Origin of the sequence: Vibrio tasmaniensis, assembly GCF_024347635.1 — a bacterium.
Lineage (GTDB): Bacteria > Pseudomonadota > Gammaproteobacteria > Enterobacterales > Vibrionaceae > Vibrio > Vibrio tasmaniensis.
In genome coordinates this window covers 1,284,013-1,307,888 of sequence record NZ_AP025511.1, presented here as the reverse complement: position 1 = coordinate 1,307,888, position 23,876 = coordinate 1,284,013, and the positions used below count along the sequence as shown (strand labels likewise).

Sequence of the window (23,876 nt, the reverse complement as noted above, 5' to 3'; positions counted from 1 at the left end):
ATGAACGGAAAACCTTCTTACAACATTTCCGTACCTGCTCTGCGACTAAGCATATTGTTTAGCGTGGTTTTAGCTGCGCTCGCTTTCTATTTATACTTTTCTTGGTCGAAAGTAGATTCGGTTGCACAAGTGCAAAGCGCCCCTCTACTCATACAAGCCCAAAAGCTTAATCAGACCATAGAACAAGATATTCAAACTCTGCAGCAATGCTTAATTACCAACACTTGTGGTACTAACGAATTCAATCTCGCTAACTTGAAGCGTGAAATTGATGCATTTCGTTCTTTAGCCTCGTTGAACAAAACCGAATTCAGCCTAGTTGGAGCAACTGAATACACGCAACTGGAATTAGCGATTAATCGCTTCTCCGATAGCCCTAAAACACGTAACGACGTATTAGGCTTGTACCTTTCATTAACGAATAACTATCTGCAGATGGATGACAACTATCGCACCATGTTTAACAACCATGCGAACGATTTGATGTCTGAGAAAAACGAGTTCTTTATCTGGTTGTTTATGGTGGTCGTGATATTGGCTGTGATTACGATTTTATCCAACTCAGTTGCTATGTTGAAACTGAAAAAATCCAGCTCGAACGAACGTGAAATCGACTATGAATTCGATGCCCTGTATCAAGAGCTGAAACAGCTCGATTTGCAACGGCTTGAAGAGCTTCTTAATGAAGTGAGCATCAATCCGAAACAACGCCAGATCTACTCTCATCTCAAGCTTATCTTCAGTAAATTGGAAGACCAAAAGCGCAATAACGATCTCTACAAACAGCTGTATGCACTGATCGGCTATGAGATTCGCGGAATCACCAACACCATCAACGGCGGTGTCCAATATCTGGTTCAAGAAACCGATGAAAACGGCGTGTTGATGGCGAAGGATATTACCTCTGCATGTAGCACCTTATCTGAGCTAGCAGAAAACTATAATCGATTGATTTCACAGGGTACGGAAAGCAAGTCGAAAGAATTTTCACTGCTCAACGTATTATCTGAATTGATGATTCATATCAGCGCCAAAATTCAACGAAATGAAGGCGAACTAGACTGCTTTATCTCTGATAATTTGCCGAATCGTGTTGAGGGGCAGTCCACCAGCTTGTTCTGGATCTTGTTCCTGCAGCTTTCTAATGCCATCCAGCTTAAATCAAACAAGAAATTGTTCGTGACGATAGAGTCTGGCGCAGCTTCTGATATGGAAAATACCCGTGTCACCATCAACCTAAACTTCCTTTCAACGTTAGATGTCTCTGTAGCCAAGCTCAATAAGCTTCATTGGAGCACTCATAAACACCATACCGCAAACACCGACGACTTAGCGAAAAGCGTTTTAAAAGATTACGGGTATTACGAAAGTCATTGGTTCCAATCGGGTACACAGGAACGTTTTCAGATTGAGCTGGATCTCAAGGCTAAAAATTTCCACACAGAGAAAACTCGCTTCGACGGCAAGCGTTTACTACTTTGCGCCAATACTCAAGTTCGTATCGATGTCATGAAGAAAATGCTCAGCAACTTGGGGCTTGATATCACAGAAATTCGCACTGCCAATGAGTTATTTTCAGCGGCGAAAACCTTTGGTGAGTACGATGCGATTATGCTAACCGATACCTTTGAACCCAACAAACTGCCGTCACTGAGTAAAACGGTGAAATCTCAACTTAAGAATCATCCCAATACCAAGCTGTTGCTGTCAGTAACCAATACTCAGCATGCACAAGAATGTCATAGCTTCGTCGATAAGATCATCAACTCCCCTGCGATTCCTTATGAGTTTATTCCGAACTTGCTCACCATTATGGAAGCAGAAGCATCAGAAGAGCAGATGGAGAATAGCTCATTCCTTATCGTAGAGGATGACCGAGTTCAGCAGATCTTACTTAAACGAATTCTTACCAAACAAGAGTATGAGCCAGACACGGTTGGCGATGGCGCTGACGCAGTGGAGCACTTCATGAATAAACGTTCTGACATCATCTTCATGGACTGCATCATGCCAGGTATGGGCGGCATTGAGGCGACCAAACGCATTCGCCAGTTCGAACAAGAGAACGAGAAAAACCCTTGTACCATCATAGGGGCAACCGCATTGACCAGCAGTAACGAACACCAGGCTTGTATTGAAGCCGGAATGGATTACGTGATCAGCAAACCTTACAAAAGCGACCAAATCATCAAGGTGATCAACAAGTATGTGGCGGTACAGAAACTTAACTAGCAGCATTATGGCTGCGCTTGCATTCAGCACGATACCTTCAGCATCGGCGACGACCCTGCTTGAGGCGGTAGAGCTCGGCCTGAAAAACAGCCTATCCCTTCGCGCCAGTGATAAAGGTGTGGAAGAGAACGAATACAATATTGGGATCAGCCGATCTAAGTTTCTACCTTCGCTTAATGGCGCTGCCGATACCACATGGAACGAAAATGAAACCTTGCTATCAAGTGTGCCAGATGAAACTTCAAGCTATAACTCAAACAGCTACAGCCTTTCCCTTTCCCAGTCGATATTCAATCTTGGTGATATTTTCAAATATGGAACGGCAAAACTCGACTTCAATATTGAAGAGATTAAACACGAGAACAAAATCCAGAGCACCATCTCTGAAATCGGCTCTCAATACTTCGAGTATTTGAAAAACAACGCACAGATAAAAGCGACCAAGGTCGAGCTTAAATCGTCTGAAACCCGTGAACATCAAATGCGACGCAATGTAGAGTTAGGTAATACAGCCGCCAGTGAACTTTACGAAGTGATTGCTCAGAAAGAAGGCGTCTCGAACCGATTAAGAACCTTACAGAAAGATCGTCGAGTCATTCTCAACGGGCTATCGATTCAGATTCAATACCCTATCACTCCGTCGCAAGATATATACGAAAGCGTGCCATTAAAAGAGATTAACGAAAGCGAACAGCGCTCAATCATGGATCAAGCATTAAAGCTCAACAACGACTTGTTAGTGGCGAAGAAAAACGTCGAGAGAAGCCGGAGAAGCTTAAAAGAGAGCGGTACAAACTTCTTACCTACCGTGTCGCTTTCAGCCAGCTATCGTCACGATGACGCCAATAACTACGATAAAACCGACATCACAGCCACAGGAGAAAGCAACTCTACCAGTGTTGGATTGAATCTAGCCTTGCCTATCTTGTCTGGTGGTTCTGATTATTACGGATATCAAAAATCATCGACGGCAATTGAACGTACCGAACTGCTTTATCAAGACTCGCTTTACACCACACGCAACAGCGTAAACACCTCTGTGCTTAATATTAATGATTTCTCGCAGTCTATAAGCAGTTACGAAAACATCATTCGCGCCAACTACGCCTCTTACAAAGGTATTCAACGAGCTTACCAATTAGGCACACGTACCATCACCGATTTGCTGGCCGCTGAAAGTAAACTGTTCAGCGCCTTAAGAGACTACGAAAGCGCAAGATACGACTACATCATCGAGACCATCAAGCTTGAGCAAATTAAGGGCATACTCTCACTTCAATCAATAGAGAGCATCATGCAATTGATGAGTGATATCGAAGGGCGAAACAATCAAGAATTAGTGCCTAAACACCTTCTCTCAACTGAGTCGTTGAAAACAGGAGGTCGCAATGCAAACTGAGCAATTTTCTCAAAAGATCAATATGGCTGATAAGTGTTACCTCACTTTCTCAACGATAATATCGACCCTGTTTGGCTTGGTACTACCCTTCTCTATTCTGATTATTTTTGACCGAGTATTACCCAACCAAGCACAAGATACCTTGTTCTTATTGTTCGCGATTATCTTGATTTCTATCTTCCTCGACTACCACTTAAAAAGTCAGGAAGAGAAGATATCTTCCATCATCATGAGGCAATTTGAAACCAATCTAACCAACAAGGTATTCCAATCCATTTGTTTGGCGGAGATATCTAAATTCCGCCGTTTAGAGCCGGGCGAATACCTAGAGCGAATCTCAACTATCCCTGAACTTAAGACCTTCTTTGGTGGTGAATCGGTTAGAGCACTGATCAACCTTGCTGTTAGCGTGATTACCATCCTCATCATCGGCCTCATCAATATATGGGCTGGCGTTACACTTCTAATTGCCTCGGCCGTATTGGCGATTTTCGCGTGGAGCCTTTCCAAACAAAAAATTGGTAGCCTACAAAACAAGTCAGACATCGAAGGCTTAACCACCTCAAAGATCATTGAGATCATCTCTAGCCCACTGGATATCAAAGCGCGAAATATGGAATACCGCGTTGAAAGCCTGATGACACAAATGGTCGAGGAGCGCGAAGTTGAGAACATCAAATATGAGCAAATTGAATCGAATTTTGGCTTGATCTTGGCGCTCATCCAACAGCTATCTATTGCTTGTGTTGTTGTAGTATTAGCAACCGCCGTTATCAATATGGAATCGAGCCAAGGCATCATGGCCGCCATCATCATGCTCACCAACCGTTACTTTGCACCCTACCAACAGGTAATGCGCACCGCGAGCCGCTGGGAACTCAATAAGCTTCATATCCAACGTATCGCTGATCTCCTTGAATTGGCAGCCTCTGTTGAACACCAACATGAAACAACAGAAGTAGAACGTATTTCGGTTAAGTATTCTGAAAAGCAGCGTATCGAGTTCGAACTCGGCCAAGCCTATCTGCTGACAGGGAAAAGTGGTTCAGGTAAGACCCACCTTGCTAACTGTATTACGCGACAGAACAGTGATAGCAAACTCGATATCATGATTAACGACACGCCTTTAGATGACGTCAATTACAACGTTTGGCGTAACAGCGTGCTGATGGTTGATAAAACAAGCTCGTTCGTAGAAGGGACGATTATCGATAACCTCACCTGTTTCCGACCAAGCTTGAATAACACGGCGTTTGCACTGTGTGAAACGATGAACATCAAGGCGCAAATTGACGGGCTTCCTGCCGGTTTTTATACAGAACTCAAAGGGCACATGCGCAATCCATTCTCTCGCCAAGTTGGATACGCTCTGTTATTAGTCCGAGCCCTGCTCGCCAGTAAACGTGTATTGATATTTGATGACATCGATTGCGTGTTTGATGAGGAATTTTCACGAGTGGTACTTACCAGCACAGCTTACCGTGCCAATGACAAAATTCTAATCATCGCCAGCAATAAAATGGACAAACTTAACCACCGCCTCAAACGCGTAAAACTTACCGGAGGTGACCAATGAGTATCCTTGTAGACTTCAACAACGTCCCGCAGCGTGTCTTAGATTTTGAATCTAGCGGATACGACGAACGTTACAGTCAATCTCCTCTTATTCGTGGTTTAGCCTACACCCTGATAGCACTCGAATGGGAAGGCACTCCCGCAATACTCAGCGATGCTTTTATTCCAAAACCCAAAGACGGCGACAGCTTTACAGCAACCATCGAGCGCCTTGGGTATCGCTGTGATGTAACCAAGTTAAAGACACTCGAGAATATCGATAAGCACCCTCACCCATGCTTTATTGAAATAGAGAATCTAAGTGCGATTTTCTTAGGCACCAAAGATGGAAGGCTGCTGTTGTTTGATTACACAAACAACAACACCATTGAATACCCAATGTGTAAAAAGCCCTGTTTGCTGATTGCTATTAGTGAATATTCTCGTCTGTTCCGAGAACCACCACCGGAATCTCAAGACAGAAGCAATTGGATTAAATACGCTTTTTATCGTTACAACAATGAACTCAAAAGCCTGATTATCTTGAGCTTCGTCATCAGTATTCTAGGTGCGTTGCAGCCGTTCTTTATTATGAGCGTGTATAACTTCGCTCTTACTTCTAGCTCTCAAGCAACACTCTATTGGCTAACCTTATTTACTGTGATTGTTGGCTTCTCTGAGTATTTCTTTAAGAAGATGCGAGTCAACATCATTGCCACCTCCGGTAAAGATCTCGCGGTACACATATCCCAAGCCGTAATATCGAAGCTTCTTTGGCTGCCCTACGCGATGACATCAACCGCAGGGGTCTCGTCACAATTGGCTCGTTTGAAAGATATCGATACCTTCCGACGCTTAGTGACAGCAGAATCGACCCTCAGCTACTTTGATATGCCGTTTGTGATTGTGTTTATCATCGCGATAGCCCTGATGTCTGGCACAGCTGCTCTTGTGGTAATGGGCGGCTTAATATTGATGTTGGTGTTCTGTGTTTACTCACGCTACATCTACTCGCAAGCCACATCCAAAAGCTCACGCGCCAATGCGATGGTCTCGTACCAATGGAATGAAATCCTGCGTGGTATCAAGACCATTCAAGGCTTGCCTCTACTGCGTGTGGTTCAATCTCGCTTTAGTGCCTCACATATGCAAAGTACCAGCGATGCCGAGAATGTTGCCGTGACTAACAGTAAGATTCAGGCCGCTGGCGGAAGTTTGATACAGGTGATTGGTACTGCAAGTATTGTGACCGCTGTAATCGGTGTAATGGAAGGCACTTCTGATGCTGGTGCCATGCTCGCGACCGTTATTCTGGTTTGGAAAGCGCTAGGCCCAATTATGGGTATCTATAATTCAATTTCTAAGTTCCAGTCGATCAAAGCCTCGTCAGCCCAGATCAACAATCTGATGTCGATGAATGATGACAAATTAACGTTAGAGAAGAGCCCGCCTATTCGCCTATTCCAAGGCAGTATTGTAGGCAGTGGTGTAAGTCATCGTTACACAGGCGCAGCAACCGGCTTAACCAACTTAGGATTCAAGATCCCTCCAAGCGCAAAAGTCGTCATTTGTGGCCCAACTGGCTGCGGAAAAACCACCCTCATATCGATCATTGCTGGTTTAGAAGACCGCTATCAGGGCGCAGTGTCTGTCGATGGTTATAACATTAAGCAGTTCAACAGCTACCGCTATCGCACATCGATAAACTACATCCCTTTTAATTTGCACATTTTTGAAGGCTCACTAGAGACCAACTTCATCTTGCACAATGGCTTAATACCTACTGAGAAAATGCAAGAAATGGTGAGCTTTTTCGAGTTAGATGAATGGCTTCCGGAAGGATTAGCGACTCAATTAAGTGTCGATAAATGCAAAGGGCTTCCCAATGGCATTCAGCAAAAGCTGCGTTTAGCGCTTGGTTTAGGTAACTGTGAGCAATCTCTGATCATCATTGATGAACCGTTCAACGGAGCGGAAAATGAAAACTCGCAGTATTTTAACCGCTTGTTCAGCGATAAGTTACTGAATAAAACTGTCATCTTTTCAACCAATGATCCTGGTTTGATCGCCACTTCCAACATGAGCTTAGTTCTAGAACCTGACGGGAATCTTAAATATTTTGGCTTAACAGACAAATACTTAAATAGCTTAAGTTAAGCACGACGATGGCTACTCGCAAATTACTCGTTAGATAAATAGATGTAATTGACAAAACCATAAGTTAGGGAGATGATTCGACCCAATACTATAGGAAGGAAGCAAGGAAGAAAATGTACACATTCGTTGCAGACAAACTTGATGTCACTTACTTATCCCCCATTCCTGAAAACCATCAACTTCAGGGCTGTGACGTGCCTGAAGAAGAGATCGAACTCCGAGAGATCGTTGAAGTTTGGTATGAATGTGCCTTTCTTCCTGCTTTCAATCTTCAGAAAATCGAAATCGACAACAAAGCTGAACTAGCCGTCATACAAGCCCATGTTTTGAGCAACGATACAAATACGCTCGCTTTCCTACTCAAAAACAGAGTGTACCGCGCTGCACTGAACAGAATGCTCGGTGTTTGGGCGTTAGAACCCTCTGCAAAAACGGTGTTAGAGCAACTCCTATTTGAACTAAGTCTCGATAAAAATCGCCCTCATTAACTCGATTTTTAATATATTAATCAATAAGCATAAAAATCAAACCGACTGGCAAACGCTATAAATTGCTAGTGAGACAACATATTTCAAAATAAGCTCTGGAATCACAAGAACTTATACCCCTCCCACACTTCCATCAAATTTACAGTTTCAAAGTTTCAAAATCGCAATTTTTATTCTACTGTTTTTATATAAAAACAGTTGGATGGATCCTTATATGGCGATTACGGTCTGGAATAACCTTTCAGTCAAACATAAACTCTTTGGCTTAGTTCTACTTCCCATTTCTTTACTACTCTTCCTTGCTGGCAGGCAGGCGTATTTCTTAACCACTCAATTGACAGATTTCGAGAGAACCAGTCAGTTATCGGTGTATCTCGAAGATATTTCGGTGTTATATCGAAGCTCATTTGCCTCCAATCCAGAAGAGTTTACCCAACAAAGTAATCAAGTCAGCGCAGAATTGAAAACACTCTCCCCAAGTATTTTCCTAGGCGCTTCCAATAGCATTAATCAGCTGGTTTCTGACTTTAACGAAGCCACCCTCTCTACGATGGAAGCAACAGACAGCTACGACAAGTTGGATGCTCTTGAATGGCAAAGTGACTTGTTCAAACAGCTACTCCTAGAAATTGAAAAAGTCCCATTCGAAAACACCAAGCGCGAAATTCAACAACACCTTACCGCGTTACAACAGCTTGAATGGCTGATGTTCTGGTCGAACGAAGAGTTTAAACTGGGCACTTCACTTATCGAAATCTTCCAAAATAGCCAAGAATACGACCCAGAACTTGCAGAGCAAATTGCAACCTTGAGTCAAAGACAGCAACTGTTTTTAGAACGCTTCGTTTCTTTGAATGCCAACGAACATCAAGTGTCTTTAATGGTCGAAGTATTTAGAAGTGATGTATTCGCACAAAGCCAAGAAATCAGAAGTGCCCTGCTCGACTTAACGGCTATCAGCCAGCTCACTCCACAAGAGATTTCAGTAGGGCTTGAAGCAATGAGCGCGAGACTTAACTTGCTGCAAAATCTTGGTGGTGTGATCAAACAAGAATTCCAACAAGAAGTTGGACAAGCCATTTCTGATGCTCAAATGCAACGAACGCTATTCATCTCCATCGTTGCCTTGCTTGCGACCATTGTGATGGGCTTAACCTTAAGCTTGGCGAGACAAGTCACTAACAACCTAAATTTAGTGTTGGATTTTTTGAAAAGCGAAAATGATGAAACTCGCCCTTCTTTAGATGAGTTAATTCAAGGTAAAGACGAACTCAGCCTATTTGCACAACAAGTTGAACGGTTGACCATCGAGAGAGAGCTCGCCAAAGAGAGACTAACGATAGCGAAAGAAGACGCAGAAAAAGCGAAAGACCATGCAATACAAGCGAGTAAGGCGAAAAGTAGCTTCTTGGCCAATATGTCTCATGAAATTCGGACTCCACTCAATGGTGTTATTGGTATTTCGGAGATTCTTGCCGATACTCCACTCACACCAACACAACGTGATTATGTAGATACAATCGAGACCTCATCCCAACTACTATTAAGTTTGATTAACGACATCTTAGACTTCTCTAAGATTGAATCTGGCATGTTATTGATAAGCCCACATTCAGCGTCTATTCGAGAATCCATTTACGATATCGCTTCGATTGTTGCGCCTAAAGCCAAAGAGCAGAAAATATCAGTCAACGTCGATATCAGCCCCGACACACCTGCACGTGTCATGATCGATGACCACCGATTAAGACAGATTTTGATGAACTTTATGTCGAACGCAGTGAAGTTCACAGCCGAAGGTGGTGTAACACTATCAATCAAGACACTCGAGCAGTCTAACGACAATGTCACCATTCGATTCGCAGTACGCGACACGGGTATTGGCATCGACAAACAACAACAGAAGCAGATATTCGAACCCTTTGCTCAAGAAGACGATTCAACGACACGCCAATTTGGCGGTACAGGCCTTGGTCTCGCCATCAGTACTCAGTTAGTTGAGCTGATGGGTGGTCAGATTCAACTCGACTCAGTCAAAGGCGAAGGTAGCTGTTTCTACTTCGATCTAGCATTACCCATTGATTTAATGTTGCCAAAACCAAGCACAGCAACCGCCGACATTTATGTTTTGGGTAACGCGAACATGCTCTCTAAACGAATAGAATGGGACCTTAACCTTTATGGTTTAAAAGTAACGCAGCTCACGAGTGATACCGCTGAGGTAACACAACGACTCACGACTCAAAAACACAATAGACCAATCACGGTCATCTTTGCTGAAGATGACGCATTCCTAGCCAGCCACTACACTAATGACCTAGATAAGCTCCACCAACACGGTATCACTATCTGTTTGATTCGCTCTTTCCTTAGCGAGCCTGCGGATATAGGTGATTGTGTCACGGCTCAAGTATCACAGCCCCTACTCGGCTTGCGCTTGATTAAAGCGGTTGAGCTCTGTGATACACGAAGCCTGGTTGAGCTTTCGGAGGCAAGTGAGCCCTCTCTAGAGATACAACACAAAGTCCTTATCGTCGAAGACAACAAAATCAACCAAAAAATTGCTGGGCTTCATGTCGGTAAAAGTGGTTTTGAATTCGAGTTTGCTAATAATGGTCAGGAAGCCGTGGATATGTTCACTGCAAATCCTCATTACGCAGTGATCTTGATGGACTGTATGATGCCAGTCATGGATGGTTTTGAAGCGACAAGTAATATTCGCCGCGTTGAAAAAGAGACCAATGCCAGTCGCCGTATTCCTATCATAGCCCTCACCGCTAGCGTGATTGATGACGATATACAGAAGTGTTTTGACGTTGGGATGGACGACTATGTACCCAAACCATTCAAATTCGAAATGCTAAAAGAAAAAGTACTCGCCGCCGTTGAAGCGATGCCACTTCCCACGACCTACAAAACTAAATCTGCGAAAAAAACTGCGACTGTAACGCCGATTATCAATGCCGCTGCGGCAAAGCGAACATTGCCAGAAGAAAAAGTACATAACACGGTTCCAAGTAAATCTGAAAGAATTTTGCTCGTCGAAGACAATCGAGTTAACCAAAAAGTCGCTTCTGTGATGTTAACAAAGGCAGGTTACTCATTTGAAATCGCAGACAACGGGCAAATCGCCGTCGATATGTACCAAAACGACAGTAGCTTCGACCTTATTCTCATGGATTGCATGATGCCTGTTATGGATGGCTTTACTGCGACCAAAGAGATCCGAGAGCATGAGAAAAACCTAGGCTTATGCAAAACTCCTATCATCGCGTTAACCGCCAGTGTTATTGATGATGATATTCAAAAGTGCTTCGATTCAGGCATGGATGGATACGTCGCAAAGCCAGTAAGGAAAGAAAAGCTATTCCATCAAATAGAAAGTGCGACTTGTTAGGAGAAACCCATGGATTGGATAAAAGCAATAAAAACGCTCCAGTGCAAAGCTGTGCTGACCGCGGCAATAGGGCTGTTAGCAAGTTTACTTCTTGTTAACCCTGCTCATGCCGCGGACGATTACGCCATATTCTCTTTAGATTCCGAATTTGAAGCGTTATCAATTAACAAAGCAAGAAAACTCTACAGAGGAAAAACCAAGCGTCTCAATGGCAAGCGTATAGAACTGTCTGATTGGCCTGAAAATAGCGTCGAGAGAGAGAGATTTTATCAACTTTTACTTGGAAAGAACGCCGCTCAAATGAATGCACACTGGGCTGGGCTGTCTTTCTCAGGAAAAGCTCGTTACCCGCGGGAGATCAAAACGGCCTCAACAGACAGTTTAGTCGACTGGTTAAACGACAAACCAAACCGTATTGGTTATTCCCCACTCTCTTCGGTTCCTGAAAACGCCAATGTTCTATACGTTATAAGTTCGGAGAAATAATATGAAAAGAATAATTACGTCAGTGCTATGTGCTTCAATTGCTTCTCCGGCTTTCGCTATTATTGAACTTACCGATAATTTTTCGTTAAGCGGATTCGGTTCGACTTCTTGGGCAACATCAGATAACGACAACCCTTTAATCATTAACCGTGGTTTTACCGATGAAAATTGTTATGACTGTGATACAACGTTTGGCGTTCAGTTAGATTACTTCTACAACTCATTTAAAGCTTCTGTGCAAGTTGTCAAACCGCCTCAAAATGATTGGAGTGACCCGCAACTAGAGTGGGCTTATCTTGGCTATGAGTTTAACAACTTCGATGTCAGTATCGGCCGTCTAAGGCTGCCCCTATTTCTGGCTTCTGAATACTACTTCGTTGGCCAAGCCTATATGACAGCAAGACCACCTATCGAGGTGTATAACAGCGTTCTGGGTATCACCGCTTTCAATGGGGTCAAAGTCAGCTGGGCTTATGACGTAAACGACGAAGCGACCTTATTACTATCTCCATTCTTCGGAATCAAAGATAAGAATGAAGTCGACTTCAATTCGACGACCGAATTGGAGTTTGAAACGAATCGAATGTTTGGTGGTAACCTACAATTAAGCGGTGACAATTATCGTTGGAACCTATCCTTCCTTGATTCAAATTTCGATCAAACGACAAAAATTAAAAACGTTGGCGCCCTTCCTACAGCAGAGAATCAACACATCCAACTTTGGTCGCTTGGCACTGAATATGAATTTGGCCAAGCCGTATTTTCGAGCGAAGGTCAAATCAGTGACGTTTCTTCATCAATGTACGCCAGCCTTGGTTACCACTTAGGATCATTCACACCTTACGTGGTTTACGGCGCACAATTTAACGCCAATGAACACTTAGAAGGAAATAGCTACTTAATTGGTGTCGATTACGATTTACTACCAAATGTATCTATCAATGGTGAAATGCAATTCTTCGAAACTCGCAGGTCAAACGGTGCCTTTATTGATGCACCTAAAACGGATAAAGATGCGTTGCTCTATACCATCATGTTGAGTTTCGTTTTCTAACTTAAATTCAAGTCAATGGTCATTTACGCCAATTAGAATACAAAAAAGCCCGATCATTTCTGATCGGGCTTTCTAAATGATGGAGGCGCCTCCCGGAGTCGAACCGAGGTCCACGGATTTGCAATCCGCTGCATAGCCACTCTGCCAAGGCGCCTTCAATAGTGTTTTAAGAGAACAACTCTTTTGAGTATTACCAAACAAGGTAACAATCAAATAGATGGTGCCCCGGGCCGGACTTGAACCGGCACAACGCGAACGTCGAGGGATTTTAAATCCCTTGTGTCTACCAATTCCACCACCAGGGCACGCAATTCTTTATTGCGATGCCAATTACTGAAAAGTAAAACACCATCTTAATGTCAAAATGAATCAACATTACAAAATTTGGAGCGATACATCGGGTTCGAACCGATGACCTCAACCTTGGCAAGGTTGCGCTCTACCAACTGAGCTAGTATCGCAATTTTCATTCTTCTAATTTCTTACCTTATCAAAACGTAAGAGAAAGAATGGAGGCGCCTCCCGGAGTCGAACCGAGGTCCACGGATTTGCAATCCGCTGCATAGCCACTCTGCCAAGGCGCCTTTATCAACATAAAAATATATTGAAGTGTTTAAAGAGAACCACTCTTTGTTCATCACTCTACTAAAAAGTAGAAACAAGATAGATGGTGCCCCGGGCCGGACTTGAACCGGCACAGCGCGAACGCCGAGGGATTTTAAATCCCTTGTGTCTACCAATTCCACCACCAGGGCAACGCAATCATGCGATGCTGATTACTGAAGAGTAAAACACCATCTCCCAGCGACCGAAGTCGTGAGAACGAGGTGTACTTTAACGGATGAAAAAAATTCGTCAACAATAAATTTTATCATTTAATTCAAGTGATTAATTATCGAACTCTACAGAATGAATTTAGTGCAGCTTGTACGGTTCTTATACGTAGATCTTGAGTTGTCGCGGGGATTAAAAGGCCGAATTACAATTTTAAGATTCACCAAGTGTTGTTAATTCAGTTGAATGTAAGAAACACTCCTTCGTTTTCATGTGCTTTTCACATTCAAAGGCTAGAGTTTTAAGTAACTTAAATTGCGAAATGAAAACGTGAAGTCACTAAAACGATACCAATATGAACGCTACGCGGTTCTTTGTAACCTCGCCTACCCGAGAGTTTTTAAACAGACTCGTTACGGTTTTGATCCTAATGGACAGCGCATCATAAAGAACCAGTTTGGCAAAACCATGATTCGAGTTTTATGGAGTAGTGACAAAGATGAAGTGGTTGTGGTTATCAAGGGATCGCACAGTATCTCAGATTGGTTGCTTACCTTTGCTCTATGGACAAGAAGCTGTAAAAGAGTTGGGCTCAACTACCGGGTACATGCGGGTTTCTATCATTTGATGTTTCAAGAAAGCCAACCAAGCCGCAATGAAGATAAGCTCGGGTTAAACGTTATCGAGCGCTTAGAAGCGACGCTCATACCTTTGTTAGAGCAAGGGAAAAGAATTTCTATAACCGGGCACTCTTCTGGTGGTGCAATTGGCTGCGTGTTTGCTGATTACCTCGATCAAAAGTATCCAGGCTGTGTTAAGCGAATAGTGACCTTTGGCCAACCTGCGATTGGTGATTGGAATTTTCGAAAGCACTATCGTTTGAGTAAGAAAACCTACCGTATCTGCTGTGACATCGATATCGTTACCTTCATGCCCCCCGTACCTTTATTGTATTGGCATGTAGGCAAAGTACTTTGGCTTTATAACGGACGAATCTACGAGAACACCCCAACCTTTATGCGTCTTGGCCGCTCTATCTTTAGCTGGTTGATAAGACCTTTCTCTTACCACTTAATGAGCAAATATATTCGCAATAAGGATTTCTTTGATAAGCATTGAAATGAATACGTAGGAAACTTATGGATCAGCCAGAAACGAAAAAACCAGCCACGAGGACTGGTTTTTCTAAATGATGGAGGCGCCTCCCGGAGTCGAACCGAGGTCCACGGATTTGCAATCCGCTGCATAGCCACTCTGCCAAGGCGCCTTCAAGTCGTGTTTTAAGAGAACGACTCTGTTGATTACTACCAAGCAAGGTAACAATCAAATAGATGGTGCCCCGGGCCGGACTTGAACCGGCACAGCGCGAACGCCGAGGGATTTTAAATCCCTTGTGTCTACCAATTCCACCACCAGGGCACGCAATTCTTTATTGCGATGCCGATTACTGAAAAGTAAAACACCATCTTAATGTCAAAATGAATCAACATTACAAAATTTGGAGCGATACATCGGGTTCGAACCGATGACCTCAACCTTGGCAAGGTTGCGCTCTACCAACTGAGCTAGTATCGCATTTTCATTCTTATTACCTCTTAATTTATCAAACTAAGAGAAAGAATGGAGGCGCCTCCCGGAGTCGAACCGAGGTCCACGGATTTGCAATCCGCTGCATAGCCACTCTGCCAAGGCGCCTTTTTAATTCAACACGTTAGGGACTAAAGCAAGCCACACCGCTGTGTTCGGGTGCCTACTTTACGGATCGAGGGGAGATAGTCAAACAAAAAAATGAATTTAAATTCCGTTTGCTGACATTTAAATCAAATTGCTGCATGTTCGATCTCTTCAATCGATAAACACGCAGCAATATAAATTAAGTTAAGGTATTCGGACGTTACCACTTCTTCATGAAACGACCGACTAGGCTCGGATGGTAAGCCCAACAATGATCGAACATCGTCATAAGTTGTGGGTTGCCATATTTCGAAAGACTAACCGCGTGAAAACGGTTTTTGTGCTCTTTCAATTTTTCGACTTGAGCAATCATTTCATCAGATTGCTTAGGAGCAATAAAGTCAGAGAGCACGATCAAATCTGCATTCTTGTATTTGTCACCCGTCATCAAATCAATCGACTTCATCAGAACCGGCTCTAAATCTGTACCACCATGGAACGAGTAGCTTAAAAAATCACTCGCTTCACGCAGGCCATCTTGCCTTGTTAACTCGTAAGTGATCTGCTCAGAAGAGAACAGAATCACGTAACAGTCTCTCTCTTCGGCTAGAGCTATCTGCATCAAGGCATAAGCCATTGCTTTAGCTGACTGCTCAGGGAAACCACTCATAGAACCAGAGGCGTCGACACAGACGATAAACGGGCCCTTTTCAATATCGATGTTCTTACTATCAGGCTTTTGCGCTTTCACTTTACGTAATGTTCGTGATTTACCTTGCGAGCGATAGCTCAATAAACGCTTATCAGCCAAGTGTTTGTAAAAGATAACCTCAAGCTCTGGGTACGCTAAGAACATGGTCTCGTTTGGCAACATCTTGTTGAGATCATCACTTTCGTGAATCCCAACAATATCATCGACCGCTTCATCGCTTTTCTCTTCAACCATCTGCAATTCTTCTACAGGGGCTTTGTGTAACGAAGGATCATCTTCCTCACCAGCCATACGGCCGAGTTTTTCTGCGATCTCTTGCAAGCCCTTGTGCTTATTCAAGAACTCAGCGTGGCGCTTCATGATGGTGAGGTCTGTTTTGCTTAACTTAGCTGATGCCATGTCCCATAAGCGCCCAACACTGCCTTCATCGCCCGACTCCGTCACTTTGTCCATGTTTTTCATGGTTTCCATGCGCTGATAAAGATCGGCTAAGACTTTTTCTTTGCTTGTTTCGAGTTCGATTACTTGAGCTTGCTTAATGGCATCTGACAGCGATTGGTACCATTGATCGCAAAAGTAGTGTGGAAACATCGCGTTATAAACGCCTTTATTGTTTTCCATCAAACGTCTTGCTTGTAGATAAAATGCTGAGTGCCATTCCAGCTTCTTGATAACGCTGTCGATCTCGTCAAAGAACTGAGATTCATCCCAGTGAATAACTTCTTGGTATAGCGCGATTTCCTCTTGGAATCGATCGGTTTCGCATACCTTGGTAACACGTTTTTTTACTTTGCCGCGCCATTTAACTAAATGGTTTTTGACTGATGTTTTCACACCTTTGTTCTCAGCAGCCATCATCACTTGAGATCGAGCGATGAGATCATTCATCGCGGTATCAATGATACCTGAATCAGCGACCATCAAAGCAAGGTTTAAGCCGTCTGCTCCTAACATATGCTCCCTCCCTTACTCAAAGTACTGACTCATGAACTTAATACGCTGTGCGATCTTGCTGCTTTTTGCTTTCGTCGTTTCAAGATCTTGTGTTACCGCTTGCAAGCTTGATTCCATCGCTTTCGGCAAATCAGGGTCGATATAGTTATGAGGTAATGCATCATGAAATTCAGTGCGAACTCTTTTTAGCTTGAACTCAGCTTCAGTTAACTGCTCTAGGGCTTTCTCTGCACCACTCAACCACTTGCTATACAGTTCTTGATCTAAGCCGTCTGTGGTAACCACACTCACCAATACAGAGCGATTAGCAATATCTTTAATCACTAATTGATTCGATGCATCCAAGTCGAGCTTTAAGCGACATAGATTTTTGTTTTCGTTTACGTAACCGTAAATGTCGCCATGACCTTCTTTAAGAACACGGTCAAAATCATCTTTGGCTACGTACACCCAACGACTATCGCCTTTCTCAGATTCAGACACCGACATATTGCTTTGCAGCATAACCAATTTAATAAGATTGTATGCGCTACCGACGCTGTACATTTTCGCGTTCTTGATATCATGTTGGTAAACGTCTTTACGTCGTAAGCCACTGGTTGACTCCACAGAGAGCGACACCGACAGAGTCGATTCAACATCATCTTGAATCTCTTCTAGCTCTTCACGAGACATTTCGATTTGAGATTTAGACTCTTGCTGATCAAACGCTCGGTTCAACGCAAAATCTTTTACAACGCTACGAACCACATCGCGAGATTCAGGGCTATGCCACAAACAATCTTGAAGAAGCATAATATCGAGCGGGTTAACGCTATCACGGCCACTGAAGAATGCGCTCGCTTTCAATAGTTTAACCGCTTTCTTCCAGCGTCTGTCTGATACATACAAGTCAGACTCTGATGATGTTCCCTGATTCTTAACGGTCTCTTCAAGCATGGTTTTCAATTCAAATAGCTTGTTAAACGAGTTATCCGTCAGCTCCAAATTATCGAGTTCTTTCTGCCATTGATGGTATTCAATGTCTGTAATCGCTAACCCTTTGGGGATTACGGCTTCCTGAGAAGTACCCGTTGTTAGCATCGATTTGAAGTTTTGTTTGTTTTGAATACGGTTGACGAACACACGAACCAACATTCGGTCATAAAGTGCTTCTAAGCCGCTGTCTTCATCCGGAAGTTCATTGGACGCTGAAACCAATAGACGCATCGGCACGCGCTCGATGTCTGCGCCATTTTTAAATGTCTTTTCGTTAACCACAGTCAGTAACGTATTTAGAATGGCTGGGCCTGCTTTCCAGATCTCATCAAGGAAAACAACTTGCGCTGTTGGTAGGTAGCCCTCGGTCAGCCTTACATAGCGACCGTTATCTTTTAATTCTTGAATACTTAGCGGACCAAACACTTCTTCTGGAGTAGAGAAGCGCGTCATCAAATATTCGAAATAGCTACTGTTGTCAAAAGCCTGTATGAGGCGTTTGGCGATAAGGCTTTTTGCAATCCCCGGAGGACCTAATAAGAACACACTTTCACCAGCAAGAGCCGCCAGCAGACAGAGCTTAATCGTGTCTTCTCTTTCATAAACGCCATCAGAGAGAGCATGCGCTAATTTATTGATTCTTTCAGAGAGTAGCGCCTTGTCAGCATGTGAGGAAATAGAGGGGGTCATGCGTTACTCCGAAAATCTATGAACAGTTGAGAGTGTAGATACGTTTTTATACATTTGTTAGCACTTTGTTACAAGTATCTTTTATTATTGAGTTGCCTTTATATCAGATGGTTACGCTGCAATTTTCGCGCAATCATAGATTCCAATTATGAGATTAACATCACGAACGGTGTGAAACTAAATCTATTACTACGCCTAATTTTTCTTTTATTTTCGACACCATAGACGTTATGGTGGTACACGTCTTCAGTAATACGAAATATTGGCAAGGAAAGTGGCCAGACTGCATGAGTAAAGTTATCCATCAATGGAAAAGTATTTCTCTCATCGAAGAGAACGTGACGCTCCCTACGAACGTTGTGGTAAAACATACAACAATAAACCACCCTGGCGCGGCTGTTATTCTTCCTATCACTTCGTCTGGAAAAATCATCCTCATTAACCAATTTCGCCCTTCTCTTAAAAAATGGCTTTTGGAACTCCCTGCTGGCACGATGGAAATTGATGAGACACCTCTTCAATGTGCACAACGCGAACTCGAAGAAGAAACGGGTTACAGTGCAACTGATTTCCAGAGCTTGGGACAAGTTACCCCTTTAGCTGGCTTCTGTGATGAGATTCAACACTTGTTCATCGCAAAAGACTTAAGCCTTACTACCCGCTTTGAATGTGATGAAGATGAAGTAATAGAGGTTATTGAACTTAGCTTGGAAGAACTGCAACGTAAAATTCGCAACGATCAAATTACCGATACCAAAACCATCGCTTGTTTAAGCAAAGCCCAACTATGTGGCCATCTATAGCCAATTATATGACTACCTAATAGTACTCTAGGAGATAAACATGGACTTTCGTTCTGACACCGTAACTAAACCTTCGCAAGCTATGCGTGATGTAATGGCAAATGCAGAAGTAGGCGATGATGTATATGGCGATGACCCAACCGTCAACGAACTGGAACAATGGGCTGCAAATGAAACCGGTTTTGAAGCGGCTATGTTCACTTCTTCCGGCACACAAGCCAACCTACTGGGTTTAATGGCGCACTGTGAGCGTGGTGACGAATACCTTTGTGGCCAACAGGCGCACAACTACAAATACGAAGCAGGCGGCGCTGCAGTATTAGGCTCGATTCAACCTCAACCCATCGAGAACAACCCTGACGGCACGTTAGATTTTAAAAAGCTTGCTGCTGCGATTAAGCCAGACGACAGCCACTTTGCTCGTACTAAGCTTCTTAGTTTAGAAAACACAATCAATGGTAAAGTGCTGCCAATCTCTTACCTAGCGGAAGCGCGTGAGTTCGTAAACCAACACGGCCTACAAATGCACTTAGATGGCGCGCGTGTCTATAATGCGGCAGCTGCACTAGATGTTCACATTAAAGAGATCGCTCAACACTTCGATTCGATGACAATTTGTTTATCAAAAGGTTTGGGTGCTCCGATTGGCTCTCTACTTCTTGGTAGCAAAGCGTACATAGCTAAAGCTCGTCGACTGCGTAAAATGGTCGGTGGTGGTATGCGTCAGGCTGGTATTCTTGCTGCAGCAGGTAAAATGGCGCTCACGGAGAACGTGGCTCAACTTAAAGTAGACCATGAAAACGCAAAAAACCTAGCTATTGGTTTAAGCAAGTTAGAAGGTTTCTCTGTTAACCCTGATTTCATTCAGACTAATATTGTGTTTGCGAAGTTAGATCAGTCGGTTGATATTAACCGTATCGCACGGGAGTTAGGAGAGGAAGGCATTATTATGTCACCAGGTAACCCTGTACGTTTTGTTACTCATAGAGATATCAGTTCAAAGGATATCGCGACTTTCCTAACTAAGTTGGAAAGTGCGCTTTAACGCTGAACAAGATTCCCATTAAAGCATTTAAGACTAGAGCTTCCCTTACGAAGCTTTAGTCTTTCAGAAAGACCGTTCATCTATTCCACCGAAAAATAACCATCTACATCCGCTAATTTTTCTAATAAACCCCAGTAGATTAAATGTAATAGTACGCAATCTCGTTTTGGCCTATCTCAATACCTTCCATCCATTGCCCCTACATTTTAGTACCCAATTATCGTTTAAGTTCGAGTTACATGAGTTAGGCGGAGCATACATGCCCACGAAAGATAAATAATTTAATAATTTAATAATTAGAGTTTCAGGTTTTTTATTTACCATGCGTGCGGTATTTTAAATATAGAATATATCAATTTTAAAAAAACCGTCGTAAGCGTTTAATTTCAATAAATAAATCCCACTCACTCTCGATAAACATTATCGAATGTGAAAAACCACAAATGCCACATTCAGCAAGTTAATAAAATTACTACGTTTATTTTTAGTAGAAAGCACTGTCAAATTAATGATGGCAGGCAGAATAATCCATAGATAAATTAAAATCACTCCCCGTAGACCATAGTTTTAATTTTATCAATTAAACAATTCTCAATCTCTAATTTGGCTATTGTTTAAAAATCACCTATCTAATTGAAAACAAAATTATTATCAAAAAAATCTCTCTTTATCTTATATATAAAACTCATACTAAAACTCATACTTCTAGAAAATAATAAACTTTTTTTACTACTTCACCATTTTTTAAAGCACTTATAGTTTTGAAAGTTAAGCAACAAGTTACATTCAATTAGTGAGAGGGGAAATGATGACTAGAGCATTCAGGATTCTTCATAATTTCATCATCTCAACGTTAATTTTTAGTTTGTCACTTTCATTCTATGCCAGTGCTAACACCTTAACGTTAGGAATTAACGGTCAGATCAAAGATCGATGCGAAATAAATTTCTTCTCTGGCAACATCATGAAGTTCACGGAAAACCGTGATGTGCAATTGTTGCCTTTTAATATGTATTGTAACCGTCCGTTGGGTATAACGATCAATTCAAAATATGGAGGCTTAAAATATCAGCACCAAGGTGTTGATATTATTGAAAGTTATAATCTGTCATTACAAATAGACGAGCTTCGTCTTTATGAAAACAGGCACAGCAGCCAACTTATTTCACCAGTAATGATAAACAGTTCTGGTGTTATTCCTTTCTCTCAACAAGGGAGCCTTAGGGTAGCACTCGAAAATAGCTTGCGTTACGCAGGTTATTATCAAGACGTTATTGAGATCGAAGTTTACCCTTCGATTCATAGCGTGACAAAGTAAAAACTCTGCAATGTATCTGCAGATACAAAATACGCTCAGCAGTATTCGAGCCAATCATTTAAGATAAAGGAATTTCTAATGAAAAAGCTAACACTCTACGCAGCAACAGTCACTGCTATTTTTGGTGCTCAAGTTCAAGCCGCTCCTGGTGATGTCCAGTTAGTTGGTTTTGTTTCACCTGTATGTGAAGTTACTGGTCTTTCAACACAATTGATGGACTTCGGTAACGTATCTCAAATTCAAAACCTTTCTGTTAGTGGTCTTAACATGAAGTGTAATGACGTCGATGGTGCAACGGTGACACTAACGAGTGCAGAAGGTGGTTTAGAGTCAGACGATAGCGAAGACTACGCTCTTACCTACGATGCAACATTTAACCCTGCGGGCGGCCTAGCTCCTTTCACACTTAATGCTCCCGGTGGACCTGGTCAAAACGATGTTTCAGTCAGTAACTCTTATGGTGGTTCTGGAACATTGGCGACAGGTGTTGCCGCGTCCATTGATATTGTGACAACAGAAACCTCCCCTTGGGCAGGTGGCTACTCAGATACATTAACCGTCAATATCACCTCAAATTAGAGGTTAAATAAGTCGGGGGCTATTTTTTGGCCTCCGACTTCATCCAAGCCTTAGTTGTATTAAAACTTAACCTCAGTTGTATTACCGCCTCTAGTTTAATTTGGAGCTCATCGCGATGTATAAATGGATCATGCATAAATGGACTGTTCTCTTATTATTGTCACTCACTTGTTTGTCAGCTCATGCGTTCAAAGTAGAGCCTATGTCTATGGAGATGACGCCACTTGGTAAAAGAGCTCAAATGACGATGAGGGTTGAAAATTCGTCTCAAGAACCACTCACGGTTGAGTTGTCTCCGGTATACATGACAATGGACAAATATGGAAAAGAGACCACGACGCCTGCAGATGACGAACTATTAGTGATTCCGGTAACCGCGATCATAGAGCCTGGACGTTCACAATCCATTATGGTGCGATATTTAGGTGACCCTTCCATCACAGAGTCAAAAGCTTTTCGTATTGCTGTTAAGCAAGTGAAAGTTCAAAGAGCAAGCAGCAACCAAGGACAAGTGAGTTTGTTACTTCAGTTTAATACGCTGATCAACGTGCGACCCCAGAACACAGCCTCTCAATTAGAAATTAAAAGTATCGAAGCAAATGACAAAAATAACAAATGGGTCCTTGAAGTACTGAATAGTGGTAATAGTTATGGTCGGTTAACCAATACGACATGGAAAATTTCTGACGGTACAAATTCAACATATTTGAAAGGCGTAGAAATCGCCAAACGTATTCCAGGAACTTTGGTTCTTCCCTATTCCACTCGTTTTTTCGAAATGCAGCCACTTGAAGATTACAATGTAGACACGCTATCGATTGAAATCGAGCAGGATCAGTAGCAATGAGACGTTATATCTTGGGTGGGTTCATTTACTGCGTTCTGTGTGCACAAACGTTTGGCATAACACTGTTTCCAACCGTCATTGAGCTCAACACCGATCACAGGGCAACATCGCAACTGGTTGTAACTAACAACTCAACGCGGGATCTCCCACTTGAAGCTAACGTTCGTCGTTTGAAGTTCTTACCTGATGGCTCGTTCCAAACATCAGATCTATCAAGTGAGGTAATGTTTGTATTTCCACCAGCCGCAATGTTGGCACCCGGTGAACGTCAAGTATTCCGTATCCAATGGCTGGGAAAACGCTCACTCGAAACTTCCCAAAGTTACTTTATTCGCTTCAGTACCGTAAACATTGGTCAAAACAACGCAAGAATAGATAAGCCCACAAGTTTAACAACCGGTATCAATTTGCAAGTTCACTACAATGCGCTGCTGCACATTCACTCATCCTCATTAGAGCCTGACGTGAAATTACACATAGATGAACAAGGGCAACTAACACTCACTAATTCAGGGTCGCGATTTACCTATACATCCTTACTCCATTTTAAGGGGCTCGAATCTCAAAACCAAAAAGTACATGCGGCTTTAGGTGAGCAGTTTATTCCACCACGCTCCATTATTACTTTGCCTTCTTCTTTAAATTACTTACCAGTAGGCACTTACCATGGATATGAAAACTGAAACCTCTCACAAGATGTGGCAAGTTTTCTATGTCTTGGGATTAGCACTGTTT

17 protein-coding genes and 9 tRNA genes are annotated in these 23,876 nt (G+C 42.7%); 15 read left to right on the top strand and 11 right to left on the bottom strand.

What is annotated here, in order from left to right; all coding sequences use genetic code 11:
- The 8 genes from OCV44_RS20090 (at position 1) to OCV44_RS20055 (ending at position 12,767) form a co-directional block, all read left to right on the top strand.
- On the top strand, positions 1–2,232 hold the full coding sequence (locus OCV44_RS20090; protein WP_139684944.1) for an ATP-binding response regulator: 2,232 nt from the start codon (positions 1–3) through the stop codon (positions 2,230–2,232).
- Complete coding sequence (locus OCV44_RS20085) at positions 2,207–3,631, top strand: TolC family protein (RefSeq protein ID WP_139684943.1); 1,425 nt, start codon at positions 2,207–2,209, stop codon at positions 3,629–3,631. The genes OCV44_RS20090 and OCV44_RS20085 overlap by 26 nt, the downstream gene beginning before the upstream one ends.
- Positions 3,621–5,207, top strand: coding sequence for an ABC transporter transmembrane domain-containing protein (locus OCV44_RS20080; protein ID WP_139684942.1), 1,587 nt, complete (start codon positions 3,621–3,623; stop codon positions 5,205–5,207). Before OCV44_RS20085 ends, OCV44_RS20080 begins: the two co-directional genes overlap by 11 nt.
- Complete coding sequence (locus OCV44_RS20075; RefSeq protein WP_139684941.1) at positions 5,204–7,342, top strand: ATP-binding cassette domain-containing protein; 2,139 nt, start codon at positions 5,204–5,206, stop codon at positions 7,340–7,342. The genes OCV44_RS20080 and OCV44_RS20075 overlap by 4 nt, the downstream gene beginning before the upstream one ends.
- A 113-nt stretch (positions 7,343–7,455) precedes the next feature.
- Positions 7,456–7,830, top strand: a complete 375-nt coding sequence (locus OCV44_RS20070) for a hypothetical protein (protein WP_139684940.1) — start codon at positions 7,456–7,458, stop codon at positions 7,828–7,830.
- A gap of 214 nt (positions 7,831–8,044) precedes the next feature.
- Positions 8,045–11,227, top strand: coding sequence for a response regulator (locus OCV44_RS20065; protein WP_139684939.1), 3,183 nt, complete (start codon positions 8,045–8,047; stop codon positions 11,225–11,227).
- A gap of 9 nt (positions 11,228–11,236) precedes the next feature.
- Positions 11,237–11,713, top strand: coding sequence for a hypothetical protein (locus OCV44_RS20060; protein ID WP_139684938.1), 477 nt, complete (start codon positions 11,237–11,239; stop codon positions 11,711–11,713).
- A 1-nt stretch (position 11,714) separates the two neighbouring features.
- Positions 11,715–12,767: a porin gene (locus tag OCV44_RS20055; protein ID WP_139684937.1), complete on the top strand. Its 1,053-nt coding sequence runs from the start codon at positions 11,715–11,717 to the stop codon at positions 12,765–12,767.
- Between the two features lie 80 nt (positions 12,768–12,847).
- Here OCV44_RS20055 and OCV44_RS20050 read toward each other — a convergent pair.
- The 5 genes from OCV44_RS20050 to OCV44_RS20030 all read right to left on the bottom strand — a co-directional run bounded on the left by OCV44_RS20050 (position 12,848) and on the right by OCV44_RS20030 (position 13,522).
- Positions 12,848–12,921, bottom strand: a tRNA-Cys gene (locus OCV44_RS20050).
- A gap of 64 nt (positions 12,922–12,985) precedes the next feature.
- Positions 12,986–13,072 (bottom strand) — tRNA-Leu (locus tag OCV44_RS20045).
- Between the two features lie 80 nt (positions 13,073–13,152).
- Positions 13,153–13,228 (bottom strand) — tRNA-Gly (locus OCV44_RS20040).
- Positions 13,229–13,277: 49 nt separating this feature from the next.
- A tRNA-Cys gene (locus OCV44_RS20035) sits at positions 13,278–13,351 on the bottom strand.
- A gap of 84 nt (positions 13,352–13,435) precedes the next feature.
- Positions 13,436–13,522, bottom strand: a tRNA-Leu gene (locus OCV44_RS20030).
- 349 nt (positions 13,523–13,871) lie between these two features.
- On the opposite strand from OCV44_RS20030, the gene OCV44_RS20025 reads away from it, so the two are divergent.
- Entirely contained in the window at positions 13,872–14,660 is a 789-nt protein-coding gene (locus OCV44_RS20025; RefSeq protein WP_139684936.1) for a lipase family protein, read from the top strand.
- Positions 14,661–14,734: 74 nt separating this feature from the next.
- Here OCV44_RS20025 and OCV44_RS20020 read toward each other — a convergent pair.
- From OCV44_RS20020 to OCV44_RS19995, 6 genes are all read right to left on the bottom strand, one after another.
- Positions 14,735–14,808 (bottom strand) — tRNA-Cys (locus OCV44_RS20020).
- A 65-nt stretch (positions 14,809–14,873) separates the two neighbouring features.
- A tRNA-Leu gene (locus OCV44_RS20015) sits at positions 14,874–14,960 on the bottom strand.
- A gap of 80 nt (positions 14,961–15,040) precedes the next feature.
- A tRNA-Gly gene (locus OCV44_RS20010) sits at positions 15,041–15,116 on the bottom strand.
- A gap of 46 nt (positions 15,117–15,162) precedes the next feature.
- Positions 15,163–15,236: transfer RNA gene (locus OCV44_RS20005), tRNA-Cys, on the bottom strand.
- 199 nt (positions 15,237–15,435) lie between these two features.
- Positions 15,436–16,881 (bottom strand): ATPase RavA stimulator ViaA, encoded by a 1,446-nt coding sequence (gene viaA, locus OCV44_RS20000; RefSeq protein WP_139684935.1) that lies wholly within the window; start codon positions 16,879–16,881, stop codon positions 15,436–15,438.
- A gap of 12 nt (positions 16,882–16,893) precedes the next feature.
- The gene (locus OCV44_RS19995; RefSeq protein ID WP_139684934.1) at positions 16,894–18,549 is read right to left on the bottom strand and encodes an ATPase RavA domain-containing protein; all 1,656 of its coding nucleotides are present in this window, start codon (positions 18,547–18,549) and stop codon (positions 16,894–16,896) included.
- Positions 18,550–18,836: 287 nt separating this feature from the next.
- On the opposite strand from OCV44_RS19995, the gene OCV44_RS19990 reads away from it, so the two are divergent.
- From OCV44_RS19990 to OCV44_RS19965, 6 genes are all read left to right on the top strand, one after another.
- Positions 18,837–19,352 (top strand): NUDIX hydrolase, encoded by a 516-nt coding sequence (locus OCV44_RS19990; protein WP_139684933.1) that lies wholly within the window; start codon positions 18,837–18,839, stop codon positions 19,350–19,352.
- A gap of 40 nt (positions 19,353–19,392) precedes the next feature.
- Positions 19,393–20,397, top strand: coding sequence for a low-specificity L-threonine aldolase (gene ltaE / locus OCV44_RS19985; RefSeq protein ID WP_139684932.1), 1,005 nt, complete (start codon positions 19,393–19,395; stop codon positions 20,395–20,397).
- A 793-nt stretch (positions 20,398–21,190) separates the two neighbouring features.
- Positions 21,191–21,715 carry a hypothetical protein gene (locus OCV44_RS19980; RefSeq protein WP_246091758.1) on the top strand — a complete coding sequence of 175 codons (525 nt, stop codon included), beginning with the start codon at positions 21,191–21,193 and terminating at the stop codon, positions 21,713–21,715.
- Positions 21,716–21,793: 78 nt separating this feature from the next.
- Positions 21,794–22,294 (top strand): hypothetical protein, encoded by a 501-nt coding sequence (locus tag OCV44_RS19975; protein ID WP_086050872.1) that lies wholly within the window; start codon positions 21,794–21,796, stop codon positions 22,292–22,294.
- A gap of 115 nt (positions 22,295–22,409) precedes the next feature.
- Positions 22,410–23,135, top strand: coding sequence for a fimbrial biogenesis chaperone (locus OCV44_RS19970; RefSeq protein WP_139684931.1), 726 nt, complete (start codon positions 22,410–22,412; stop codon positions 23,133–23,135).
- A gap of 2 nt (positions 23,136–23,137) precedes the next feature.
- The gene (locus OCV44_RS19965; RefSeq protein ID WP_139684930.1) at positions 23,138–23,824 is read left to right on the top strand and encodes a fimbrial biogenesis chaperone; all 687 of its coding nucleotides are present in this window, start codon (positions 23,138–23,140) and stop codon (positions 23,822–23,824) included.
- Positions 23,825–23,876: the final 52 nt, after the last annotated feature.